This window comes from Tessaracoccus sp. ZS01 (assembly GCF_022342445.1).
Taxonomy (GTDB): Bacteria; Actinomycetota; Actinomycetes; order Propionibacteriales; family Propionibacteriaceae; genus Arachnia.
On record NZ_PQFE01000016.1, the window covers coordinates 14,484 to 37,240 of the forward strand.

At 68.8% G+C, this 22,757-nt stretch carries 15 protein-coding genes; 10 read left to right on the top strand and 5 right to left on the bottom strand.

Annotated elements, in window-relative coordinates:
- Positions 1 to 51: 51 nt before the first annotated feature.
- Positions 52 to 1,326 (top strand): pitrilysin family protein, encoded by a 1,275-nt coding sequence (locus tag C3E87_RS12060; RefSeq protein ID WP_076063237.1) that lies wholly within the window; start codon positions 52 to 54, stop codon positions 1,324 to 1,326.
- Positions 1,323 to 2,636: a pitrilysin family protein gene (locus C3E87_RS12065; protein WP_076063240.1), complete on the top strand. Its 1,314-nt coding sequence runs from the start codon at positions 1,323 to 1,325 to the stop codon at positions 2,634 to 2,636. The genes C3E87_RS12060 and C3E87_RS12065 overlap by 4 nt, the downstream gene beginning before the upstream one ends.
- On the opposite strand, the gene C3E87_RS12070 is transcribed toward C3E87_RS12065, so the two are convergent.
- From C3E87_RS12070 to C3E87_RS12080, 3 genes are read right to left on the bottom strand one after another with little or no spacing between them, the layout of a single operon-like run.
- The gene (locus tag C3E87_RS12070) at positions 2,633 to 5,551 is read right to left on the bottom strand and encodes a UPF0182 family protein (RefSeq protein ID WP_076063242.1); all 2,919 of its coding nucleotides are present in this window, start codon (positions 5,549 to 5,551) and stop codon (positions 2,633 to 2,635) included. The two genes, C3E87_RS12065 and C3E87_RS12070, sit on opposite strands and share 4 nt — an antisense overlap.
- On the bottom strand, positions 5,548 to 6,060 hold the full coding sequence (locus C3E87_RS12075) for a PPA1309 family protein (RefSeq protein ID WP_233120798.1): 513 nt from the start codon (positions 6,058 to 6,060) through the stop codon (positions 5,548 to 5,550). Before C3E87_RS12075 ends, C3E87_RS12070 begins: the two co-directional genes overlap by 4 nt.
- A complete protein-coding gene (locus tag C3E87_RS12080) occupies positions 6,053 to 7,099 on the bottom strand; it encodes a PDZ domain-containing protein (RefSeq protein ID WP_076063245.1) in 1,047 nt (348 codons plus the stop codon). The genes C3E87_RS12075 and C3E87_RS12080 overlap by 8 nt, the downstream gene beginning before the upstream one ends.
- A 111-nt stretch (positions 7,100 to 7,210) precedes the next feature.
- Here C3E87_RS12080 and C3E87_RS12085 point away from each other — a divergent pair, with 111 nt between their 5' ends.
- The 3 genes from C3E87_RS12085 to C3E87_RS12095 all read left to right on the top strand — a co-directional run bounded on the left by C3E87_RS12085 (position 7,211) and on the right by C3E87_RS12095 (position 9,620).
- Entirely contained in the window at positions 7,211 to 8,548 is a 1,338-nt protein-coding gene (locus tag C3E87_RS12085) for a zinc-dependent metalloprotease (protein WP_076063247.1), read from the top strand.
- 200 nt (positions 8,549 to 8,748) lie between these two features.
- Positions 8,749 to 8,910, top strand: a complete 162-nt coding sequence (locus C3E87_RS12090; RefSeq protein ID WP_182764892.1) for a DUF5679 domain-containing protein — start codon at positions 8,749 to 8,751, stop codon at positions 8,908 to 8,910.
- Positions 8,911 to 9,095: 185 nt separating this feature from the next.
- Complete coding sequence (locus C3E87_RS12095; protein WP_076063249.1) at positions 9,096 to 9,620, top strand: hypothetical protein; 525 nt, start codon at positions 9,096 to 9,098, stop codon at positions 9,618 to 9,620.
- On the opposite strand, the gene C3E87_RS12100 is transcribed toward C3E87_RS12095, so the two are convergent.
- Positions 9,608 to 11,698, bottom strand: a complete 2,091-nt coding sequence (locus tag C3E87_RS12100) for an ATP-dependent DNA helicase UvrD2 (protein ID WP_369819272.1) — start codon at positions 11,696 to 11,698, stop codon at positions 9,608 to 9,610. The two genes, C3E87_RS12095 and C3E87_RS12100, sit on opposite strands and share 13 nt — an antisense overlap.
- Here C3E87_RS12100 and C3E87_RS12105 point away from each other — a divergent pair.
- The 3 genes from C3E87_RS12105 to recD are packed head-to-tail and all read left to right on the top strand — an operon-like array spanning position 11,697 to position 19,547.
- Complete coding sequence (locus C3E87_RS12105; RefSeq protein WP_076063253.1) at positions 11,697 to 14,702, top strand: exodeoxyribonuclease V subunit gamma; 3,006 nt, start codon at positions 11,697 to 11,699, stop codon at positions 14,700 to 14,702. The two genes, C3E87_RS12100 and C3E87_RS12105, sit on opposite strands and share 2 nt — an antisense overlap.
- On the top strand, positions 14,699 to 17,809 hold the full coding sequence (locus tag C3E87_RS12110; protein WP_143571032.1) for a UvrD-helicase domain-containing protein: 3,111 nt from the start codon (positions 14,699 to 14,701) through the stop codon (positions 17,807 to 17,809). The genes C3E87_RS12105 and C3E87_RS12110 overlap by 4 nt, the downstream gene beginning before the upstream one ends.
- Positions 17,802 to 19,547: an exodeoxyribonuclease V subunit alpha gene (gene recD / locus C3E87_RS12115; RefSeq protein WP_076063255.1), complete on the top strand. Its 1,746-nt coding sequence runs from the start codon at positions 17,802 to 17,804 to the stop codon at positions 19,545 to 19,547. Before C3E87_RS12110 ends, recD begins: the two co-directional genes overlap by 8 nt.
- A 6-nt stretch (positions 19,548 to 19,553) precedes the next feature.
- Here the strand turns inward: recD and C3E87_RS12120 are convergent, their stop codons facing one another.
- A complete protein-coding gene (locus C3E87_RS12120; protein WP_076063257.1) occupies positions 19,554 to 20,747 on the bottom strand; it encodes an amino acid aminotransferase in 1,194 nt (397 codons plus the stop codon).
- Between the two features lie 112 nt (positions 20,748 to 20,859).
- Here C3E87_RS12120 and C3E87_RS12125 point away from each other — a divergent pair, with 112 nt between their 5' ends.
- Complete coding sequence (locus C3E87_RS12125; protein ID WP_076063259.1) at positions 20,860 to 22,002, top strand: YbdK family carboxylate-amine ligase; 1,143 nt, start codon at positions 20,860 to 20,862, stop codon at positions 22,000 to 22,002.
- Positions 21,999 to 22,742, top strand: a complete 744-nt coding sequence (locus C3E87_RS12130; protein WP_076063261.1) for a glutamine amidotransferase — start codon at positions 21,999 to 22,001, stop codon at positions 22,740 to 22,742. The genes C3E87_RS12125 and C3E87_RS12130 overlap by 4 nt, the downstream gene beginning before the upstream one ends.
- Positions 22,743 to 22,757: the final 15 nt, after the last annotated feature.

Genomic DNA, 22,757 nt, shown 5'->3' on the forward strand with positions numbered 1-22,757 from the left:
CCCACAACCTACTCTCCGGAGCACCGCGGCGGGCACGCTAGGCTCGCCGGTATGACCCAGGCGGACCTCCACTACGAACTGAGCCAACACGAACTCGACAACGGATTCCGGGTCGTCGTGGCGCCCGACGATGCGGCACCCGGCGTCGCGGTCAACATCTGGGTGGAAGTGGGCTCCGCCGACGAGGTCGCCGGCCGCACCGGTTTCGCCCACCTCTTCGAGCACCTCATGTTCCAGGGTTCCGCCAACGTCGCCAGCGGTGAGCACATGGCCACCGTCGAGGCCCTCGGCGGCACCGTCAACGCCACCACGTCGTCGGACCGCACCAACTACTTCGAGACCGTCCCTCGCGGCGCCCTGGACCTGGCCCTCTGGCTGGAGGCGGACCGGTTCGCGTCGCTCGCCATCACGCCGGAGAACTTCGAGGCCCAGCGCCAGGTGGTCAAGGAGGAGAAGCGCCAGCGCTACGACAACCAGCCCTACGGCGACCTCCTCGAACTCCTCACCGCTCAGCACTTCGAGGCCGAGCACCCGTACGGGCACCTCACCATCGGGTCCATGGAAGATCTCGACGCCGCCTCGCTCAGCGACGTGGCCGCGTTCTTCAGCGCCTGGTACCCGGCGAGCAACCTCCGCCTGGTGTTGTGCGGCCCCGTCGGCGTCGACGAAGGGCTGAGCCTCGTGGAGCGCCACTTCGGTCACCTCCCTGCGCTGCCGAAGCCTGCCCGTGGGGCGATGCCTGTCGGCGGTCTCGTTGCGCCGCAGACCGACGTCGTGACCCGTCAGGTCCCCCACTCGCTCAGCTACCTTTCCTGGGCCACCCCGGACGCGGCGCACCCCGACGTACCCGCCCTCGACATGGCGCTGGCGGTGCTCGCCGACGGGAACACCAGCCGCCTGCACCGGGCCCTGGTCAAGCGCTCCGATGTCGCCTATGAGGTGCACAGCGGCATGTTCACCAACCGCTCCGCAGCGTCGCTGACGACGTTGGTGGGACGCCCTGCAGACGACGTGTCGCTGGAGCAGCTCTCCGACGCGGTCACCGGGGAACTCGCCACGTTCCTGGTGGAGGGACCGACGGAGGCGGAACTGGCCCGCGCCGTGGCGCAGTTCGAGCGCGACTGGCTGTGGGATCTGGCCACCACGAGCGGCCGGGCCGACGCCATCAATGAGGCCTGGCTCCTGCACGGCTCCCCGAAGTACGTGAACAAGTATCTCGGCGAGGTCCTCGCCCTCACGCCTGACGACGTCCGTGCCGCCGCCGCAAGATGGCTCCAGCCCGACGCGTGCCACACACTCCTCTACCGTGCGGAGAACGCCCGATGAAAAGACCAGCCGTCCAACTCGCCACGCCCTGGCACTTCCCCACCCCCACCGTCGTGCGCCTGGACTCGGGCCTCAGCGTGTGGCATTTCCACCTGCCGGGCCAGCACGTGGCCACGTTCGAAGTGGTCCTGCCCACCCAGCTCACCTATGAGCCCCGCGACAAGGAGGGCGTGGCCAACGTCGCGCTGCACGCCATTGACGAGGGCACCCACCTGCACCCCGACGGCGGGATCGGCGAACTGCTGGAGGCGCAGGGGGCGACCCTCCACGGCGGCACGCATCACCGCTACACCACCTTCGGTGGGCAGGCCCCCTCGCGGCGGCTGACTGCCGTGCTGCCACTGTTCTCCGAGGTACTGACGCAGCCCGCCTACAGCGAACGCGACGTCGCCCACCATGTGGAGGCCCAGATCGCCTCCCACGAGTCGCGGCTCGCCTCGCCCGGTGCCGCGAACCGGCTCGCACTGCGCGCAGCGCTGTACGACCCGACCCACCGCGATTCCCGGCCCACGAGCGGCCTCCCGGAGACACTTCAGCGCATCACGGCCGCCGATGCGGCGCAGTGGCACCGGAGCCACTTCTCCCAGGTCGGCGCCACCCTCGTCATCGCCGGTGCCGTCACCCTTGCCGAAGTGCTGGAGGGCATCGGAAGCTGGCAGTCGGGACAGCCCGCGGCGCAGGGGCTCCGGCCCGCGTCGCCGCTGCAGGAGCCCACCGTGGTCGTCGTCGACCACCCGGACTCCGTGCAGGCCACCGTCACGCTGGCCAGCCGCACCGTGACGCGCAACGACCCCAGGTGGCCGTCCCTGCGCGTCGCCGGTCATGCCGTGGCAGGAGCCTTCGCGAGCCGCCTCAACCTCGAACTGCGCGAGCGGCTCGGCTACACCTACGGCATCCGCGGAGGCTTCTCCCCCGGCGTCGACGAGGGCCAGTTCAGCGTCGGCGGGAGCGTGCGCACAGAGGTCGCCGGCGACGCGGTCGCAAGGATGCTCGACGGTCTGGCGCTGGGTGAGCCCCTGTCGGCCGCGGAGACGGACGATGCCCGGGACTTCCTGGTCGGGATCGCGCCGCTGGCCAACGAAACCTCTGCGGACATCGTCGCCCAAGGCTCCGCGTTGGCAGGCTCAGGCATCGGCCCGGACTACCTCAATGAGCACTTCGCGGCGCTCAAGCTCGTGACGGCCGAGGGCGCGACGGCCGCGTTCCGCGAGGTCGTTGACCCCACACACCTGACGATCGCCGTCACCGGGGCCGCGGCCGAGTTGGTCCCCGCTCTGGAGCTACTCGGCCTGCGGCCGCAGGTGGTTTAGCCCCCGTCGAGCGCCTTGATCGCCTCGTCGACCTTCTCCTCGGCGCTCTTGGTCTTGGCCTGGAATTCGCCCAGGTTGCCTTCCTTCAGTGCGACGTCGGCGCCCTCGTAGAGCGCCTGCGCCTCAGTCAGCAACTGCCTGGCCCGCGCCTCGGCACCCGTGGCGGGCGTGACGCTCGGCGCCGGCGTCGGCTCTTCTCCCTCGACCTCGCCTCCGGGCTCGACGACGGGCGGCACGCCCTCCGCGCCACCCTCTCCCGTTTCAGCGCCGGCGTCGCCCTGGAACACCTGGTCCAGCGCGGCCTGCAGGGTGTCGCCGATGCCGATGTGTTCACCGAAGCGCACCACGATGAAGCGCAGCGCCGGGTAGGAACCTGACGTGACGGCCTGGGTGTAGATGGGCTGGACGTAGAGGAGTCCGCCGCCCAAGGGCAGCGTCAGCAGGTTTCCGTGAATGGCGGTGGCCGAGGCGCCCTGGCGGTTGAACGGCAGAAGACGTTCTGCCACCACCGGATTGGTCGAGATGAAGTTGAACGTCTGGCCGGGGCCGGCGATCTGCTCCGCATCAGAGAGTTTCAGCACCCGCATGCGGCCGTAGTCGTCAGAGTCGGCATCCGAGTTGACCGCCAGGTAGACCGACAGGTTCTCCCGGTCCTTGGGCACGAACACCGTGGTGTTCGAGTAGACCGGCTCATCGTCGCCGGGCCAGCGGATCGTGAGGAAGTACGGCGGCTGCTTCTGCCGGGACTCCGAGCCGCGGATGGGGTCGTTGGGAACCTGCCACACGTCTGACTGCTGGTACCAGGTACCGGGGTTGGTGGTGTGGTAGCGCCCCAGGATCTCCCGCTGCGCCTTAAACAGGTCCTGCGGGTAACGCAGATGGGCCAACAGTTCCGGCGAGATCTCGTCTTTCGGCGTGATGGCGCCAGGGAAGGCCTTCGACCAGGTCTGCAGCAGCGGGTCCTCTTCGTCCCACTCGTAGAGCGTCACGGAGCCGTCGTAGGCATCCACGATTGCCTTCACGGAGTTGCGGGCGTAGTTGACCTGCTGCCCCAGCAGCAGGCGGTCCGCCGACGTGTGCGAATCCGAGATGGCCTGGGTCCAGTCCAGCCGGGTGGCGTTGGGGTACGAATCCGTGGTGGTGTAGCCGTCGATGATCCACACCATGCGGCCGTCGACCATGCTGGGGAACGGATCCGAGTCGATGGTCAACCAGGGTGCCGCCTCGTGCACGCGCTGCACCGGGATGCGGTCGTGGAGTACCCGGGACTGCTCGTTGACCCGGTCCGACAGCATCAGGTTGATGTCGCCGAAGCGGATCGCGAACGCTGCCTTGGTGAACCAGTTGCCGATGGGGACACCACCGGAGCCGGTGTAGGTGTACAGGGACTCCGAGCGGCCCTCACCACCGGACGGGGTGTCCAGCTCCACCGGGTCGCTGCCCTCAGGGGCTCCCACGACGACGTAGTAGTCCGTGCGCTCACCGAAGTAGATGCGCGGTTCGTGCTCCTCGAGCTTGCCCATCGTGGGAATGCCGCCGGAGAAGAACACCGGCTCGCCGTTGGCTTCGCGCTGGTTGCCGTAGGCGGCCACCATGCCGTAGCCGTGGGTGTAGACAGTGCGACGGTTGTTCCACGTGTCGCCGCCCTCGATGGATTCGAGGTTGAGTTCCCGCACCGCCACGACGGAATCCGTGGGCTTGCCATCGATCACATAGCGGTCGACGTCGAGCGTGCGCGGGAAGGCGTAGTAGCCACGCACCTGCTGCAACTGCTCGAAGGTGGGCGGCACCACCGTGGGGTCGATCAGGCGGATGGCCGGCAGCGCCGCGGCATCCTGGCGCAACTGGCCGGCGCTGGCGCTGGTGGTCGCCTCGTAGTCCTCGATCTCGACTTTCTCGATGCCGAAGGCGTAGCGCGTCGCCTCGATGTTGTTGGCGATGTAGGGACGTTCCTTGTCCTGCGGGCTGGGATCCACCTCGAAGGTCTGGATCATCCACGGGTAGGCCATGGACAGCAGGAGTCCCGAGACGATCAGCAGGGCGATCGAGGCGCCGGGCACGCTCCAACGCACCCGCCACGCGTTGAAGAAGCTGGCCAGCGCCGTGATGACCGCGATCGCCGCCATGATGATGGCGACGGGCATGCGGGTGTTGGCGTCGGTGTAACCGATACCGGTGAAGAGCGTTGACGGTGTCACGCTCAGCGAGTACCGCTCCAAAAGCGTGTTCACCGCGATGACGAGCAGTACGAGGCCGAGCATGATCGACAGGTGCCGCTGGGCACCCACCATGGCGGGGCTGTTGCCACGCCCGCGGAACGCCGCTGTGTTCAGCGCTCCCGTCATGAAGTGCACGGACGCTGCGGCGATGCCGCCCACGATGAAGGAGAACAGCACAAAACCGGTGACGAACTGCAGCCACGGCAGCGTGAACACGAAGAAGCTGGCGTCCATGCCGAAGTACGGGTCGGCCTTCCCGAACGGCGTGCGGTGCCACCAGGCGAGGAAGGTTGGCGTGACGCCCGCGGCGGTGAGCCCGCCCAGGATGCCGAGGACGCCGGCCGGGACGGCCATCAGCGCCTTGGAACGCCGGTCCAGCGCGTCGCGCAGCTGCACCAGGAACTCGGAATCGAGGTTGGCCCGACGGACCTTGGGCCGCAGCTTGTAGGCGATCAGCTGGCTGAAGAACACCACGGCGAACAGGAACAGCCCGAAGACCAGCAGCAGGCCGATGCGGGCCGCGAGCTGCGTGGTGAACACCGTCTGGAAGTCGATGCTTCGGAACCACAGGTAGTCGGTGCCCACGCGGGCAGCGATGACCGTGAGGAAGATCAGGCCGCCGACGATGAGGACCGTCCACAGGAGGGGTCCTCGTCGGGGCTCGGCGTGGGTATCGGTCCGTGTCTCGGTGCTCACGAGTCCTCACTCCTGAAGGTATCGAGCAGTGCGTCGGCGAGTCCGGGCACCAGGTCTTCGGCGCCCAGCAGATCCTCCGGGTTGTCCTGGAGCCGGGCGAGCCCATGCCGGGCTCCGTCGCGGAGCACGCCCACCACGACGCGCACGTCGGTCTTGGCGGGGTGCTTCATCACGAACATGGCCGCCTCATCCGGATCGTCAGGGATGTCCTTCTCATACTCCGGCGGCAGGAAGGCCCGCTCGAGTGCCAGGGCGCAGCCCTCGACGGTATCGGGCCAGTAGATGCCCGCCAGCCTGGTGAACAGGTCGTCGGTGGCATGGAACTCGTCCTGCTCGATGGCGGTGAGCGCGTCCGGTGCCGTGTCCGGCACCCTTCCCCGGAGATGTGGTTCCACATCCAGCAGCGTGCCGGTGGTCACCAGCGCGAACAGCCGCGCCGGCTGGTCCCATCCGGCGCCCGAGACGTGTCTTTCGACGTCCATGAGGCAGGCGATAAGTCGGTCAGCCACAGGTAGGCACCTCCGCAGTGTTTCCTTCATTGATGAGTTGCAGGGCGGCCACCGCGTCCTTGAACGTGGCCACCTTGATCAGGGTCAGTTCAGTCCTGAGGTCCCCGATGTCCTGACAGTTGCGCTCCGGGACCAGGAAGATCTCGGCACCACCGCGCTCGGCGCCGGTGATCTTCTCGCGGATGCCGCCGATGGGCCCCACCCGGCCGTCCGCGTCGATGGATCCTGTGGCGGCGACCACACGGCCGCCGAGCAGGTCGCCTTCGGTGATGCGGTCGTAGATGCCCAGCGCGAAGACGAGGCCGGCACTGGGGCCGGTCACGGCCGCATCGATCCCGAACGTGATCGTCGGTGAGTACTGGTAGCCGATGGCCCAGCGCACGCCGAGATCCGGCAGGCGCGGGTTGGTGGTGTTCGGCTTGGTGGTGACGGTCTCATTGCGCTGCTGCCCGTCGCGCAGGATGGCGAAGGTGAGGGTGTCCCCCACTGAGCGCCCCGCGATCAGGTTCGCCAACTCGTCGATGTTCTCGACCGGTTGGTTGTCCACCTGGCGGATGATGTCGCCAGGCAACAGCTTCTCTGCGGCAGGGCCGGTGAGCGACACGGCACCGACGCTGGGCACCTCTGAGACGGGTACCCCCTCAGCGCGGAGCGCAGCGACGATGGCGAGGGTGCGGGAGTTGTCCATCTGGAGGGTGGCCTCTGCGCGCACCTGCTCGATGGTCTTGCCCGGGGGGTAGTAGATCTCGCGCGGAATCGCGTCGGAGCCGGTGGCCATGTGCACATACAGGGCTTCGGGGAGACTGATCGTTGACTCCACCCTCGTCGCCGACACCGTCGTCATCAGGAGGCGACCTTCTGACGGGTAGGTGGGAAGACCCCCGGAGATTTCGATGACCGGCCCGGAATCCGTGTTGCCCAGCACGTCCACGGTCTGGCCTGGCCGCCAGGCCACGTAGGGCACCGGAGTGAGCACCAACAGGGCTGCCAGCGCGGCGAAGAGCAGGGAACTGACAATGGCGACGGCATTGCGTGACATGGCGGCTCCCTTCTGCGCGACTGCCGTCACACTACCAACCGTCGGCAAGCGGTCGCGCGGCGCTTGCCCCATGCGGAACAATGGCCTGTATCGGTGCACAGGAGGAAACTGATGTCCAACCCCTCGTTCGGTCCTTTCGACTTCGAGCAGCTGCGCAAGATGCTGGAGCAACTCGGGCTGGGTGATGCCGACAACCTGAATCTTGAAGACCTGGTGGCGCACGTTCAGAAGATGCAGGCTTCCGGCGGTGGCTTCATGTTCGGCATGACCGCCGCGGACCGCGATCCGGACGCCGCCTGGCGCACCACGCTCACCGCGGCCAAGCACCTGGCTGCGGAGGCGGGCGGGGACCCGGAGCTGCGGCCGGAGGAGCGCTCCGCCATCGTCGACGCTGAGCGGCTCGCCCAGAACTGGCTCTCGCCCATCACCACCTTCTCCGAGACGGGCCGCCCTGCCCGGGCGCTGACCAAGGGCGCGTGGCTCGACGAGACCGGTGACGGCTGGCGTGCGGTGATAGATCCCATCATCGACGGCCTGGCGGATGCCCTGCGCCGCGGTAGCGGGGCCGAGCAGGACGAAGACCTCCAGCCGCTCGCCCAGATGATGGGCCCCATGATGAAGCAGTCGGCCTCCCTGATCTACCGCGACCGCCTGAAGCGGGAACTGGCCCGAGTAGCCGGCGACATCCTCACCGGCACGGAGATCGGCTTCAACCTTCTGGGCTCCAACGACGTGGTGATGGTGCCGGTCAACGTCGCCCAGTTCACCCAGGACCTCGACGCCAGCGACACCGACGTGACGCTGTACCTGCTGCTCCGTGAGGCAGCCAGGCAGCGGCTCTTCCACGCCGTCGGCTGGTTGTCACCCCAGCTCAGCGCGCTGCTCGCCCACTACGCGCGCGAGATCACCATCGACTTCGACGCGATCGCGGAATCCCTGCGGCCGGAGAGCCTGGAGCAACTGACCATGGAGGACATGGTGGCAGTGGGCGAACAGGTCCGCGGTTCCTTCTTCCAGCCGGCCAGCACGGCCATCCAGGTGGAGATCCTCGAGCGGCTCGAGGTCCTGCTCGCACTGGTCGAGGGATGGGTGGACCACGTGGCCGGACGCGCCGCCGCGCCCTGGATGCCGAACGCGCCGCAACTGGAAGAGGTGCTGCACCGCCGTCGCGGTTCCGCCGCACCCGTCACCGGTGTCTTCACCGAGCTGTTGGGCCTGGATCTCCGCCCCCGGCTCGTCCGGGACGCGAAGAACCTGTGGGCCGCCGTCGAACATGCACGGGGCATGGACGGGCGCGACGCGGTCTGGGGCCATCCCGATCTGCTGCCCACGCGGGCGCATCTGGAGGACCCGCTCTCCTTCACGGCCGGCACCGCTCACGCAGAGCCGGAAGAGGACGAGATGGACGCGGAATTGCGCAAGTTGCTGGGCGGGGACTCCCCGCGCTGACACTTGCTCCTTGACGCGGCTCACCGTCGCACGGTTAACTCAGCACAGGAGTCCCGGGGTCGAATTCGCAGGGGAAGGCGGATCACGAACCCGGGATTCCGCTTCTACAGGCGCGGTGTGTCATACCAACAGAGCTTGTCGCCCCGCTACAGTGATCAGGGTTGCTGAACCCATCAGCGCCCCAAACAAGGAGGAAATTCATGGCTGCAGAGACCTGGGAAGGTTCTTTCTACTGCGTCAAGTGCAAGGACAAGCGCGACGCGAAGGGCGAGGTCGTCGTCAACGCCAAGGGCACCAAGATGGCCAAGGGCAAGTGCCCGGTGTGTGGCACCAACCTGAACCGCATCCTCGGCAAGGCCTGAGCCCGAACACAGCTTGACGGGGCGGCAGCGTGACGCTGCCGCCCCGTAGCTTTGCCCCCGGGTGTTGTCCGTCGGCGTCCAGGTGTTGTCCGACGGGGTCCAGGTGTTGTCCGTTGCCTCCCCGGTGTTGTCCGTTGGCACCGACGCCAGGGTGATGGCCGCTGCCGGCCACCAGAGTGTCCTCCATGACCTTCAGCACCCCTGTCCTCACCGTCCTCGGGTCCCCCACCCGGACCGCCGCGATCGCCGCCGGGCTCCAGCGCGCGGGCCTGTTCACCCGGACCGTCACCCCCAAGGCAGCCCACCGGTCGCCCGGCACCACGTCCGCCTCCGCACTGGCGATCCTCACCTGGGCACCGGGCCGCCATCCGGTTCTCGAGTCAGAGATCTATGGCGCCGAGACGGGGGCCCTGCATGTGTGGTGGCACGCGAGAGGGGCCGCGGTGGGGCCATACGTCGCACCTGGCTTCGGCCCGTGCCCCGCCTGTCTGTCCTCTGCGGAGCGCACACCATCCGAGCGGGGGGCCCTGACGGAGTTGACCGCCTGGGCTTCGGCATGGACCGCCCTGCAGGCCGTGGCGCTGCTGCGGCACGGCACGACGGACCTCATGGGCTCCACGTGGATGTGGAACATCGACGAGCCGGGTCTCAGCCTGTTCACCTGGCCTTGGCGGGCCGAGTGCCGCACCCGCGGCTGTCACGACTCCTGATGTTGGCGCACGATGGTCAGGGCGCCCTCGCCGTACTTGGTGAGCTTGGACTGGCCGATCCCCGGCAGCTTCAACAACTGCGCAGGGCTTGTGGGTGCCGCTTCCGCGATCGCCTGCAGCGTCGCGTCGGTGAAGATCACGAAGGCCGGCATGCGTGTCTCCTCCGCTACCTGCTTGCGCCAGGTGCGCAACGCCTCGAAGAGGGCCTCGTCGTAGGACACCTCGCAGTCGGTGTGACGGTTCAGTTTCCGCTCCGCCGCTGTGTGGAGCGGATTGCCGCACACACGGCAGGTCCGGGAGCGCACGGAGGTGGTCTTGCGCGCGGTGGTCGTCTCCACGGGGCCGCTCACCTGGTCTCCGATGAAGCGGGAGCGGGTGGCCTTGCCCCTCGACGCCGCCCAGCTGATGCGCAGGTCGCGCCTGGCGCGGGTGAACCCGACGTAGAGCAGACGACGTTCCTCTGACAGCGCAGGTTCCTCCTGGGCGAGCACGAACGGGATCATGCCCTCGCGGACTCCGACGATGGCCACGGCGTCCCACTCGAGACCCTTGGCTGCGTGCAGCGTGGAGAGCGTGACGGCATCCGCCACCGGTGCGGCCTGCCAACTGGCCCTCTCCTGCAACCAGGTGGCGGCATCTGCCCCGGACCAGGCCTCCCGCTTGCCCGTCTCCTCCGCCACCATCGTGCGCAGCGCCGTCAACGACTCCCACCGCTCGCGCTGTCTGCCCTGTCCGGACGGGGCCTCCGGCTTCCATCCCAGCCCGCGCAGAACGGTGTCCATGATCGCGCCGGGCGGGGCTTCCTCGTCGCGCTGGGAGGAGCGACCGAACTCCACGATGGCCTGGCGAACCTCCGCCCTGTCGTAGAACCGCTCCGTGCCGCGCACCGTGTAGGGGATGCCGCGTTCGGTGAGCGCCGCTTCCAGTGAAGGCGACTGTGCGTTGATGCGGTACAACACCGCCATCTCCGCCCACCTCGTGCCGGCGCCGTGACGGACCTTCAGCCAATCGGCGACATCGGCCGCCTCAGTCGCCTCATCCGGTGCCGCATGGAACGACGGCGCCGGCCCGGTGTCCCTGGTGGCCTTGAGCGCCCCGGGCGCGCCGCCGCTCACCCGGAGGATCTTGTTGGCCGACGCCACCACCTCAGGGCTGGAGCGGTAGTTGCGCACGAGGCGCACCGTCCGGGCGGAGGGGTACTCATTGGCGAACCGGAGCAGGTAGCCGGCATCGGCACCCGCGAAGGAGTGGATGGCCTGGTTCGCGTCGCCCACCACGCACACGTCCGGCCTGCCGTCCACCCACAACTGGATGAGGCGGTGTTGCAGTGCGGAGACGTCCTGGTACTCGTCCACGACGAAGTGGCGGTAGGTGGCGCGGATGGTCTCTGCGATCTCCGCATGCTCGCTGAGGAGCACCGCGTTGCACAGCAGGATGTCGTTGAAGTCCACGGTGCCCTCGGTGAGCTTGGCCTTCTCGTACAGCGTCATCACGTTGGCCACCTGGGACGGGGCGGCGCCGTTGACGGAACGTCCCTCTGCCATGTCCACGTACTGCGCCGGGGCGACATTGCTCGTCTTGGCCCAGCTGATCTCCGCGTCGAGGTCTCGCACCAGCGCCGTGTCCGAGCTGCCCAGCACCTGGTGGGCGGCGCGCGCCACCAGACCGAACGTGTTCTGTGCGACGGAGGGGAAGGCGACACCGTAGGCCTGCGGCCAGAAGAACTGGCACTGCCGCAGCGCCGCCGAGTGGATGGTGCGCGCCTGCGCACCCCGGACCCCGAGCCCTGCCAGACGGGAACGCATCTCGCCGGCCGCCCGGGTGGTGAACGTGACTGCGAGCGTGGCCGTGGGCGAATAGCGGCCCTCGCTCACCGCGTGCGCGATGCGATGCGTGATGGCGCGGGTCTTGCCGGTGCCGGCTCCGGCGAGCACCACCACCGGTGAATCCAGCAGAGTCGCGACGGTGCGCTGCTCGGGATCAAGGGCGTCGAGGATGTGGTTGCTCACGGCGTCATTCATACCGTCCCGGGCGGACAAAACGGAATTGTCGGGAGCCGCCAGTAGGGTGAACGACATGACGGTGAGACTGGTGAGAGGCGCCCGGTGGGCAACCCTGGTGGACCATCTCGCACGGGAAATCTCGGCGGTGGCAACAGATCCTTTCATCACCCTGCGCGTCGTGGTTTCCACTCGGGCCACGGGTCGCGTCCTCGGCCAGGAGGTGGCGGCCCGCCTGGGCATCTCGGCAGGCATCAGCTACCTCTCCCCCGCAGATCTCATGCGGCAACTGGCCCAGCAGGCCAGCGAAGAGCGCAACCGTTCCCGCTGGCTGGGCACCCCGCTGGATCTGGCGGTGGCAGAGGCGCTCGCGCAGGTGCAGCACCCGCTGGTGGCACGTGCCCTCGCCCCAGATGACACGCGCCCCGGGCGGCGTCGGGCCACCGCCATCCGCATCGCGCGCCTGCTGCGCGGCTATCTGGACCACACGCCCCAGCTCCTTGCCAGCTGGACAGCCGGGGCGGACACGGGCCTCGGAGGGGCCACCATCCCGGACGCGTTGTCCTGGCAGCCCGCACTGTTCCGCGCCGTGACCGACGCGCTGGAACTGGACCCGCTCGTCACGCTCGAGAAGACCTACGAGGCGGCCCGGGCCGACACGGTGCCCACCTTCGTGATCGCGGTGGACGACCTGACCAGGCCGCAGCTGCAGGCCCTCCGCGCACTGGGGGACGGCCCCGGGCTCACCGTCCTGCAACCGGCGGGCTCCGCGGGCGACGGCTGGGCAACCGAGCTCGCCGACGCCGTGGAATCCCTCCCGGACGGAGCCGCTCCCCCGCCCATCGTCTCGGTCCATGATTCCCACGGTGAGGCCAGGCAGGTAGAGGTGCTGCGCGACGAGCTCACGCGCGCCTTCGCCGAAGACCCCTCTCTCGAACCCAGGGAGGTGGCCATCCTCTGCCCACAGCCGGAGCGCTACTCCGCGCTGCTGGATTCCGCCTTCGCCGCCGTCGACGACAAGGCCCATCCCGGCCGCACTCTGCGGGTACAGCCCATCGGCTCGCTGGACGCCAACCCCGTCCTCACCCTCCTCGTCGCGTTGCTGCGCCTGGGCAGGTCCCGGGCCACCGCCAGACAGATCGTGGGGCTGCTCCTCAGCCCTCCCATCGCGCACCGCTGGCATCTGACGGAGCGCCGCGCCGTGGTCGAACTGATCGCCGGTGCGGGCATCCGCTGGGGTCTGGACACCGAACACCGTGCCCTATTCGAGCTGTCCGGCGTCGAACAGAACACGTGGGTGCGCGGCATCGACAGGCTCCTCATCGGTCTCGCCGTCGCGCCCGGGACCGACGTGGGGCTCGGCCTGTCCGGGTCCGAAGCGGTCACCGCGTCGGATCTGTCTGTCGTGGGCGCGCTCGTGGAGGTGTTGGCGCGCCTCCGGCGCATCGTCGCAGCCACTGCGTCGCCGGCCACGGTGCCGGAGTGGGTTACGCGGTCCAGGGACGCCCTCGGCTCGCTGGTCGGGCTTCCCCGCACGGAGCAATGGCAACTGCTCCACGCGCTGGCGGTGCTCGCCCGTTTCGAGTCGGACCACCAGGGCAACGCCACCGTGCTCACGCCCCACGAGTTCGCCCACCTCCTTGAAGACGCCGCCCGCCCGCCGCGCGCCCGTGTCGCGGCGGGCAACGGCACCCTGCAGGTGATCCCCCTGGGTGAACTGCAGCACGTCGAATTCCGGGTGCTCGCCATGCTGGGCGTCACAGACGACGTGGTGCCCGGGCGCGGCGGCGTCCTGCCTGATTCCGTGGACCTCGGTGATCACGCGCCGGACGTGCGCGCCAGGCGGCTGCGCCAACTCCTCACCCATGCCCGGTCCACGGAGAAACTCCTGATCGTCAGGCAGGCCTCCTCGCAGCGCACCAACCGCAGCACGGCCAAGCCGGTGGCGGTCAGCTGGCTGCTCGAACAGCTCGGCGGGTCCGCCGCGGCGTTCACGCATCCACCCACGGCCACGTCGGAGGCCAACTTCCTCAGCCGGCCCAGCTTCGACCTGCCGGCCCTCGGAGGGGCCGAGTCCCGGCGTGCCAGTGGCTCTGGGGCGCTCACCATCACGGCCCGCCGCCGAACGGAGGCGCGCTCACGGGAGGTGGGCCCTTCCCCGGCCCAGCTCACCCTCACGCAGCTGGAGCGGTTCCTTCTGGACCCCGCGAAGACCTTCCTGCGCTCGGCCGGTGGGATCACGCTCTACGCAGAGCCACAGGTGACGGACGAGATGCCGCTGGAGGCGGGGGGCCTGGAGAAGTGGCAGGTCGTCAACGCGCTGGTGGATTCCTGGAAGAGCGGCACAACCCTTGAATCGGTGGAAAGCTACTTCCGGCAACGGGAAGACCTTCCGCCCCAGCGCATCGGTGACGCGCTGTTCCAGGCCGCAAAGGCGGATGCGGTCCTCCTGTGGAAGAGCGCGTGGGGCGAATGGTCCGGTCCCGTCGCCCGGCACGCGGTGGACCTCGAGCTGGATCTCGGTGGCGCCGGCACGGTCAGGGTGGTGGACGAGGTGTGCACCCGCAGCGGCTTCGCTCTCGTCGCCACGCCCAGCAGGGGCGACCAGAACATCCTGCGGCCATGGCTGGACAGCCTGGCCCTGGCCGCCCAGGGGATCGCCGCCCCCGCCAGATTCCACCGGTTCGTCAAGACGCAGGCCACCCGGTACGCCATTGCTGCAGAAGCCACCCAGGTTGATCCGCCCACGGCACAGGATGCGCTCACCCACCTCACCACCCTGGCCGGTGCCTATGCGCAGGGCCAGCACCGGCTCGTCACCGTGCCCTGCGGGCCGGCCCTCACCTACGCACGCGAGTTCATCGCCGGCAAGTTCCGGGCCGCAGACTGGGGTGGTCCCGTCGGCCACTGGAAGTCCAAGTGGGCGAAGCCCGGCGAGGCCTGGCCGCTGTTCTACGCGGACGACGTGCGCGAACTCCTCACAGACGAGTTGCTCCCGGGAGACCCGGTCAACGGGCAGGTCAGCCCGTTCCAGGCCTGGGCCTGGGAACTGTATGCCCCGCTCGCGAAAGGCTGGTCGTGACCACCTTCGACATCACCGCACCCCTGCCCACCGGCACCGTGCTGCTGGAGGCCAGCGCGGGCACCGGCAAGACGTACACCATCGCCGCGCTCACGGCCCGCTACCTGGCCGAGGAGGGGCTTGACGTCGCTGATCTGCTCCTGATCACCTTCGGCAACCACGCCGCCGGGGAGATGCGTACCAGGGTGTTCGCCCGCCTGCAGCAGGTCATCGCCGACATGGACCGCATCGAGGCCGGGCTGCCGCTCTCCGGAGAGGCCGCCGAAGATCCGGTCGCCCGCCTCCTGAGCACGGCCGACGCGGCGCTCCACCGCGCACGACTGGTGGCCGCCGTCGCCCGCTTCAACGAAGCCACCATCCTGACCACCCACTCCTTCTGTCAGGCCATGCTCCTCGAGCTCGGCATCCTCGGAGACTGGGACCCGGCTGAGACGGTGGGCGCAGACCCGGTGGACCTCGCCCGGGAATGCGCCACGGACATCTACCTGAAGCTCTACCGCGACGAGGAGACGCCGCCCATCACAGCGCAGCAGGCGCTCCTCATCGGGGAGGCCGTCTGCACCAAGAGCCTGCCGCTGCTGCCCACCTCCGGGCCGTACTTCGACTATGCGGAGGCGGTGCGCGAGCTGTATGCCCGCCGCAAGGCCGTCCTGGGCCTCTGCTCCTTCGACGACGTCACCACCCGGTTGCGCTGCCTCCTCTCGGATACCGTGACCGGGGCGGCCGTCGCCTCGGAGTTGCAGCGCCGTTTCCGGGTGGTCCTGGTGGACGAGTTCCAAGACACAGACCCGGACCAGTGGGCCATCCTCAAGGCCGCTTTCGTGGGCCCGGACCGGCCCACCATCCTCATCGGTGACCCCAAGCAGTCCATCTACGGGTTCCGAGGAGCAGACCTGGGCAGTTACCTCGCCGCCCGCGGGCACGCTGAGTTGGCCAGTCTCGGCACCAACTACCGCACGGACCGGCCGCTGGTGGAGGGGGTGGTCGAGCTGTTCGGCACCACCACGCTCGGCGAGGAGACCGTGACGGTGACCCCTGTGGGCGCCCACCACGGCCCCCGGCATGATGAACTGCCCGCGCACGCCCGCCTCTGGCTCCGAACCGCCGTCTCGGACCAGCTCGGCGACATCGCGGCAGACAGCGCCATCGAGCACGACGTCATCCGGCAGGTGCGCCAGATCCTGGCCCGGGGTTTCGACCCGGCGGACATCGCCATCCTGGTGCGCACCACCGCCCGCGGCAGGGCCATCCGCACCGCGCTCGGGGACGCGGGCCACCCCGCGGTGCTCACCGGCACCCAGTCGGTGTGGTCCCAGCCCGCCAACCGGCACTGGATCACCCTCCTCCGGGCGATGGACGACCCCACCCAGGCCCACATCAGGCTCGCCGCCATGACGCCCCTGATCGGCTCGCCGCTGACGGACCTCCTCTCGGACCGTCCGGAGGAGGCAGCCCGTGTGAGCACCCTGGTGCGGGAACTCGCGCAGCGCTGGCGCGACGGTGGGGTGGCCGCCGTCCGCACCCACCTGCGCACGCACACCGCCCTCGACAGCCGGCTACTGGCAGAACCGGACGGCGACAGGCTGTTGGCAGACGTGGCCCATCTGGCCGAACTGTTCGACGCGGCCGGAGAAACCACGTTGAGTGCGTTGATCGCCCTCGGCGAGGCGCGCGGCATCCCGGACGACGAATCGGATTCGTTGAGGGTGGCCACCGACGAGCCGGCCATCCGGGTGATGACGATGCATGCCGCGAAGGGTCTCGAGTTCCCCATCGTGCTGCTGCCGGAGACCGGAGGCGCCCAGGCCCAGCGGCACCGGCCCTTCAGCATCGTCGAACAGGGTCGTCGCCACCTGTACATCGGCCCCAAGCCGCAGTGGAACGACGAGATCACCAGGGATCTCCAGGCGCAGCACCGCGACGAAGAGTTGCGTCTCCTGTACGTCGGGTTCACGCGCGCAGAGCATCTCGCCATCGCGTGGCACATCGCCAAGCCTAAGGGCGCCCGTTCCGACAGCCCGTTGGACGTGCTCCTCACCCGGCTGCCCGCCATCGGCACCGGACGCATCCTGACCACCCCGCTGGATCCGGCGCATCCCGGTCGCGTGGCGGCCCCGGCCCCGTCGAACGCCACGCTGGCGGCAGCCAGATTGCGCCGCAGCATCGACCAGACGTGGCGCCGCACGTCGTACTCGGGTCTCACCCAGGGTCTGCACGAGACGGCGGTGCGCGTCATCACGGATGAAGCCGTTGAGCTCGACGTGGCCCCGCCAGCGGCGTCAGACCCGGCGCTCAGCGCGCCGTCGCCCATGTCCGGCCTTCCCGCGGGTGCAGCCTTCGGCACGTTGGTGCATGAAGTGCTCGAACTCCTGGACTGGACCCCCGGTCGGCTGGAGCCCCACGCTGCGGAACTCCTCCGCGTCATGGGCCCTGCGCACAACCTCGATGAGCAGCAGTCCGCGCAACTGGCGGCGTCGCTCGTGCAGTTGTGCCGCACCCCGCTGCTGCCCCTGTCGCCAGCCGCACTGACGGACGTTCCGCTGGCCAAGCGGCTCCCAGAGCTCGACTTCGACCTGCCTCTGGCAGATGGGGGCACCCCCGCCACGCTGCGTGAACTGGCCGCGTTGATGGCTGAGCACCTGGCTCCTGAAGACCCACTGGCGGCCTACCCGGAGAGGCTGGCCACTTCGGAAGCCGCGGGCGCCGTGCTCAACGGGTTCCTCACCGGATCCATCGACGGTGTCCTCCAACTCGGCGACAGGTTCGTCGTCGTGGACTACAAGACCAACCGGCTCGCACCCACGGCCGGCGACGAGTTGACCCTGGGCCACTACACAGGGCCCGCCATGGCGGAGGCCATGATGCAGGCCCACTACCCGCTCCAGGCCATCCTGTACTGCGCCGCCCTCCACCGCTACCTCGGTCAACGCCTCCCCGGCTATTCCCCCCACACCCATCTGGGCGGCGTGGGCTACCTGTTCGTCCGTGGCATGGCAGGGCAGGACACGCCGGTGGTCGACGGCGCCTCCTGCGGGGTCTTCGGCTGGTTCCCTCCGGCAGAACTGGTCATCGCGGTTTCTGATCTGCTCGGAGGTGCCCATGCGTGAAGTCCCCGTGGCCGCCACCGGCCTGCTGCGCACCTTCTGCGAGGCTGGTTGGCTGGGGTTGATCGATTTCCACCTGGCCAAGCGGCTGGGCGCTCTCAGCGGCGAAGCCGAACCGCAGGTCCTCCTGGCGTTCGCGCTGGCCGCCCGCGAGTTGCGGCTCGGTTCGGTGTGCCTCGATCTGGCGACGGCCGCCTCTGATCTGCGTCCCGAGTCGGACGACGACTCAAACGCCGAAGCCGGGGAGGCGGTCGCCCTCCCCTGGCCCGAGCGCGAGCACTGGATCGAGGCGGTGGCCGGCTCCGCAGCGGTTGCTGACGCCGAGGGTGACGAGAACCGGCCCTTCCGGTTGGATGGCACGTTGCTCTACCTGGACCGGTACTGGCGGCAGGAACGCAGGCTGGCCCAGATCCTGCGACGCCGCAGCTCCCTGCCTGCGCTCGCCTCGCACTCGGAGCCCCCCGCCCCGTTGCCCCGCCCGGACGGCACGGAGCAGGAGGCCGACGCGCACCAGAACGCGGCGGTGCTCGCGGCCCTCAACCACGGCACCACGGTGATCACCGGCGGCCCCGGCACGGGCAAGACCACCATCGTTTCGCGCATCCTGCACGCCTTGGCGCCGCAATCCCCCCGGATCGCGCTCGTGGCGCCCACGGGGAAGGCCGCAGCAAGGCTCCAGCAGGCGGTCCGCGAGCAGGGGCAGGAGCACGGCAGGCTGTGGGGTGGCACCATCCACAAGTTGCTCGGCGCCCGCCCCCGCACCACCCAGATGGAGTTCAACGCGCACAATCCGGTTCCCTATGATCTGGTGGTCGTCGACGAGACCTCCATGGTGTCCCTCGAGCTCATGACGTCGCTCCTGGAGGCAGTGGCGCCCACCACCCGGCTGGTGATGCTGGGAGACCCGCACCAGTTGCGCTCCGTGGAGGCCGGCGCCGTGCTGGCAGACATCGAGCGTGCCCATGATCTGGTGACCGCACCTGGCGGCGCCATCGTCCGGCTGGTGCACAACTACCGCTCGAGGGCGGACATCAACGAGCTTGCAGATGCCATCCTCACCGGCGACTCTGCCCGGGCGCGCCACCTCGTGGAAGAATCTGAGTCCCTGCGTTTCGTCGAGTTCAGCGGTTCGGCAGACCCGGCGACGCTGACGGAGGTCCGGCACGACGCGCTCGCCACGGCGACGCTCGTCCAGGCGGCAGCCAGGAAGGGCGAGGGCACCGTCGCGAACCGTGCGCTGGAGCGCCACCGGATCCTCTGCGGCCACCGCGAGGGCCCGTTCGGGGTGTCCCACTGGGCGCGTTCCGTGCGCACCTGGCTGGCCACCCAATTGGAGGAGTACGGCTTCGACACGCGTCCCTACGTGGGGCAGCCGCTCCTCATCCAGCGCAACACAGACCTGTTCAGCAACGGCGACACCGCTGTGGTCGTGCAGGACGACGGCGGCCTCATGGCGGTGGTGGACCTGCCGGAGGCGGCGCTGAGGGTGGCGCCGTCGCTCCTCGACGACGCGGCGGATCTGCACGCGATGACCATCCACAAGTCGCAGGGCAGCCAGTTCGCGGAGGTGTCGGTGGTGCTGCCCCCGCCGGGCTCTCCCCTGCTGACGAGGGAGTTGCTCTACACCGCTGTCACCAGGGCGCAGGAACGTGTCACGCTGTATGGCTCGTGGGAGGCACTGGCCACGGCGGTGGAAACGCCCGCTCGCCGGGCCAGCGGCCTCGCCCGCACTGCGGGGTGACGGCGCTCAGCGCACCGCGGCGATCGCGTCGGCAACCTTGCCGAGGTTGCCCTCGTTCAACGCCGCCACGCACATCCGGCCCGAATCGGTGCCGTAGACGCCGTGATCTTCGCGCATCGCGACCATCTGCTGCTTGGTCAGCCCGGAGTAGCTGAACATGCCGATCTGCTCGGCGATGAACCCCATGTCCGTGATGCCGCGTGCCTCGAGTTGCTGCACCAGGTCCTGACGCAGGCGCTTGATCCGCTCGCGCATCTCGCCGAGTTCCTCGCCCCACTTGGCGCGGAGCGCTGGATCCGACAACACCGCCGCGACGATGGCGGCGCCGTGGGTGGCGGGGTTCGAGTAGTTGGTGCGGATGCAGATCTTGACCTGCGACAGCGTCCGCTTGGCCGCGTCTGCGTCAACGGTCACGATCGACAGTGAGCCGACGCGCTCGCCGTACAGGCTGAGCGACTTCGAGAACGAGGTCGACAGGAAGAACTCCAGACCCGCGTCGACGAAACGGCCGACGACCGCGCCGTCGCGCTCCAGACCGAACCCGAAGCCCTGGTAGGCCATGTCGAGGAACGGCACAAGGTTGCGCTCACGTAGCACCTCGATGACCTGGTCCCACTGTTCCTCGACGAGGTCGTAGCCCGTCGGGTTGTGGCAGCAGGCGTGCAGCACCACGATGGTGCCGGCATCGGCACGTCGGAGGTCTGCGAGCATCCCCTCGAAGTTGAGGCCCTTGGCCTCGGCGTCGTAGTACCGGTAAGTGTCGACGCGGAACCCGGCGCGGCTGAACAGCGCGCGATGGTTCTCCCAGCTGGGGTCTGACAGCAGCACAGTGGCCGACGGGTTCATCTGCTTCAGCAGGTCCGCGCCCACCTTGAGCGCTCCCGTGCCGCCCAGCGACTCCACCGTCACGACGCGGTTCTCAGCCAGCGCGGTGGATTCGGTACCGAAGACGAGTTCCCGCACAGCGTCGCGGTAGGCGGGCATGCCGTCGATGGGGAGGTAGGCCTTGGGCTTGCCCTCCTCCGCGAGACGCTGCTCGGCGATGCGCACACACTCCAGGAGCGGCAGCTTGCCGTGCTCGTTGAGGTAGACGCCCACGCCCAGGTTCACCTTGTCCGGCTTGGTATCGGCGTTGTAGGCCTCGGTCAGTCCGAGGATGGGATCTGCGGGGGCGAGTTCAACGGCATCGAACAACGACATGGGAGACCTCTCTTTCTTGGCGCGTCCCCAAGCCTAACGCCGATGCGCGAAACGACCGGGGGCAATCCACCGCCGTAGACTAATCTGCGCACTAACCGTCCGGGGAGGCCCGATGAAGATCAAGTTCGGCCAGTCGAAGCAGTCCACCATCGGCATCGAGTGGGAACTCGCCATCGTCGACACCACCACCTTTGAGCAGGTGCCGGGCGCGCCGCTACTGCTGGAGAAGGTCGAAGACCCCGTCGACGGCCCCATCCGGGGTGAGTATCTGCAGTCCATGGTGGAGTTCGTCACCGGCGTCCACCCGACGGTGGCCTCTGCCGTGGCGGAGATGGAGCGCCTGCGCGACTGGGCACTCTCCGTCCTCGAACCCCGCGGCATGACCCTGCTGGGGGCGGGTGCCCACCCGTTCGGCAACCCTGCCCACCAGCGTCCCTACGAGAAGCCGCAGTACCGCCGCGTGACGGACCGCAACGGCTGGTGGGGCCAGCAGATGGCCATCAACGGGCTCCACATCCACGTCGGCATCGACAAGAGGGACAAGGCGCTCCCCATCGTCTACGGCCTGTCGCGTTTCACTCCCTACTTCATCGCGCTGTCTGCTTCGTCGCCGTTCTGGCAGGGCGAGGACACGAAGTTCGCCTCGCAGCGCACCATGGTCTTCCAGCAGTTGCCCACCAACGGTCTGCCGTACCACATGGCCGACTGGAAGGAACTCGAAACCTTCGCCTCCCAACTCGAAGGCGCGGGCATGATCCAGAACCCCTCCGAGATCCGATGGGACGTGCGTCCCTCGCAGTGGGGCACGGTCGAGAACCGCATCATGGATTCGGTGCCCACCCTGATGGAGATCGGGGCGTTGGCGGCCCTCAGCCAGACGCTCGTCGAGCGGATGTCGCGGATCCTGGCCAGCGGCGAGGTCCTCGACAGGCTCCCCCACTGGTTCATGCGGGAGAACAAATGGCGGGCTGCCCGCTACGGGCTCTCGGCAGACATCATCAGCGTCCGCAAGGACGAGCACATCATCCATGCCACCGACGGGATCCTCTACTGGCTCGACAAGTTGGGGCCGGTCGCGGAGGATCTGGGCTGTCACGCCCAGTTCGAGCACGTCCGCGAACTGGTCGAGAAGGGCCCCGGCTACCTGCGGCAGCGCCGGGTGGCCGCGGCCACCGATGGCGACATGCGTGCCGTCACCAGATCCATCGTCGACGAACTGCGCGCGGGGAAGCCGCATTTCAAGGAGGCCACGTGAAACCGTTCCTGCTGCTCAGCACCCGGCCGGAGGACGACGCGGCGGAGGGCGAACGCGAGGCGGTGGTGCGGCTCTCCGAACTGACCGACGCAGACCTCGTCCAACTGCGGGTGGAGGATGAGCCCCTGCCCGAACTGGATCTCGACGACTACGCCGGCATCTTCCTCGGCGGAGGTCCCTTCAACGCGAGCGACACTGAGAAGTCGCCACTGCAGCGGCGGGTCGAGGCCGACCTCAACGGGATCATCGACGAGGTGGTGGAGCGCGACTTCCCGTTCCTGGGGCTGTGTTACGGCGTCGGTACCCTCACTGACCGGTTGGGCGGGGTGGTGGACCGCACCTTCGGTGAAGCGGTGGGCACCACGGTGGCCACGGTCACGTCCGAGGGCCACAAGGACCCCATCTTCGACGGCGTCCCGAACCAGTTCGAAGCCTTCGTGGGTCACAAGGAGGCGTGCAGGAGGCTCCCACCCGGCGCCACCCTGCTCGCCACCGGCACCGCGTGCCCCGTGCAGGCGTTCCGGGTGGGGCGCAACGTCTACGCCACCCAGTTCCATCCCGAGCTCGATTCCCGGGGCCTCGCAGACCGGATCCGGATCTACCGTGACGCCGGCTACTTCGAGCCCGCCGAAACCGACACGCTGGTCCACTACGCGCTCACCACGCAGCCGACTCCTGCGGTGCACCGGATGCTGACGAACTTCGTCGCGATCGCCAGGATGAGAGATCTCTCATCCTGAACCCATCCACGCTTC

Coding starts and splice junctions, on each gene's coding strand:
- C3E87_RS12060 (WP_076063237.1), top strand. CDS start 52: ATGACCCAGGCGGACCTCCACTACGAACTGAGCCAACACGAACTCGAC.
- C3E87_RS12065 (WP_076063240.1), top strand. CDS start 1,323: ATGAAAAGACCAGCCGTCCAACTCGCCACGCCCTGGCACTTCCCCACC.
- C3E87_RS12080 (WP_076063245.1), bottom strand. CDS start 7,099: ATGTCACGCAATGCCGTCGCCATTGTCAGTTCCCTGCTCTTCGCCGCG.
- C3E87_RS12085 (WP_076063247.1), top strand. CDS start 7,211: ATGTCCAACCCCTCGTTCGGTCCTTTCGACTTCGAGCAGCTGCGCAAG.
- C3E87_RS12090 (WP_182764892.1), top strand. CDS start 8,749: ATGGCTGCAGAGACCTGGGAAGGTTCTTTCTACTGCGTCAAGTGCAAG.
- C3E87_RS12095 (WP_076063249.1), top strand. CDS start 9,096: ATGACCTTCAGCACCCCTGTCCTCACCGTCCTCGGGTCCCCCACCCGG.
- C3E87_RS12105 (WP_076063253.1), top strand. CDS start 11,697: ATGACGGTGAGACTGGTGAGAGGCGCCCGGTGGGCAACCCTGGTGGAC.
- C3E87_RS12100 (WP_369819272.1), bottom strand. CDS start 11,698: ATGTCGTTCACCCTACTGGCGGCTCCCGACAATTCCGTTTTGTCCGCC.
- recD (WP_076063255.1), top strand. CDS start 17,802: ATGCGTGAAGTCCCCGTGGCCGCCACCGGCCTGCTGCGCACCTTCTGC.
- C3E87_RS12120 (WP_076063257.1), bottom strand. CDS start 20,747: ATGTCGTTGTTCGATGCCGTTGAACTCGCCCCCGCAGATCCCATCCTC.
- C3E87_RS12125 (WP_076063259.1), top strand. CDS start 20,860: ATGAAGATCAAGTTCGGCCAGTCGAAGCAGTCCACCATCGGCATCGAG.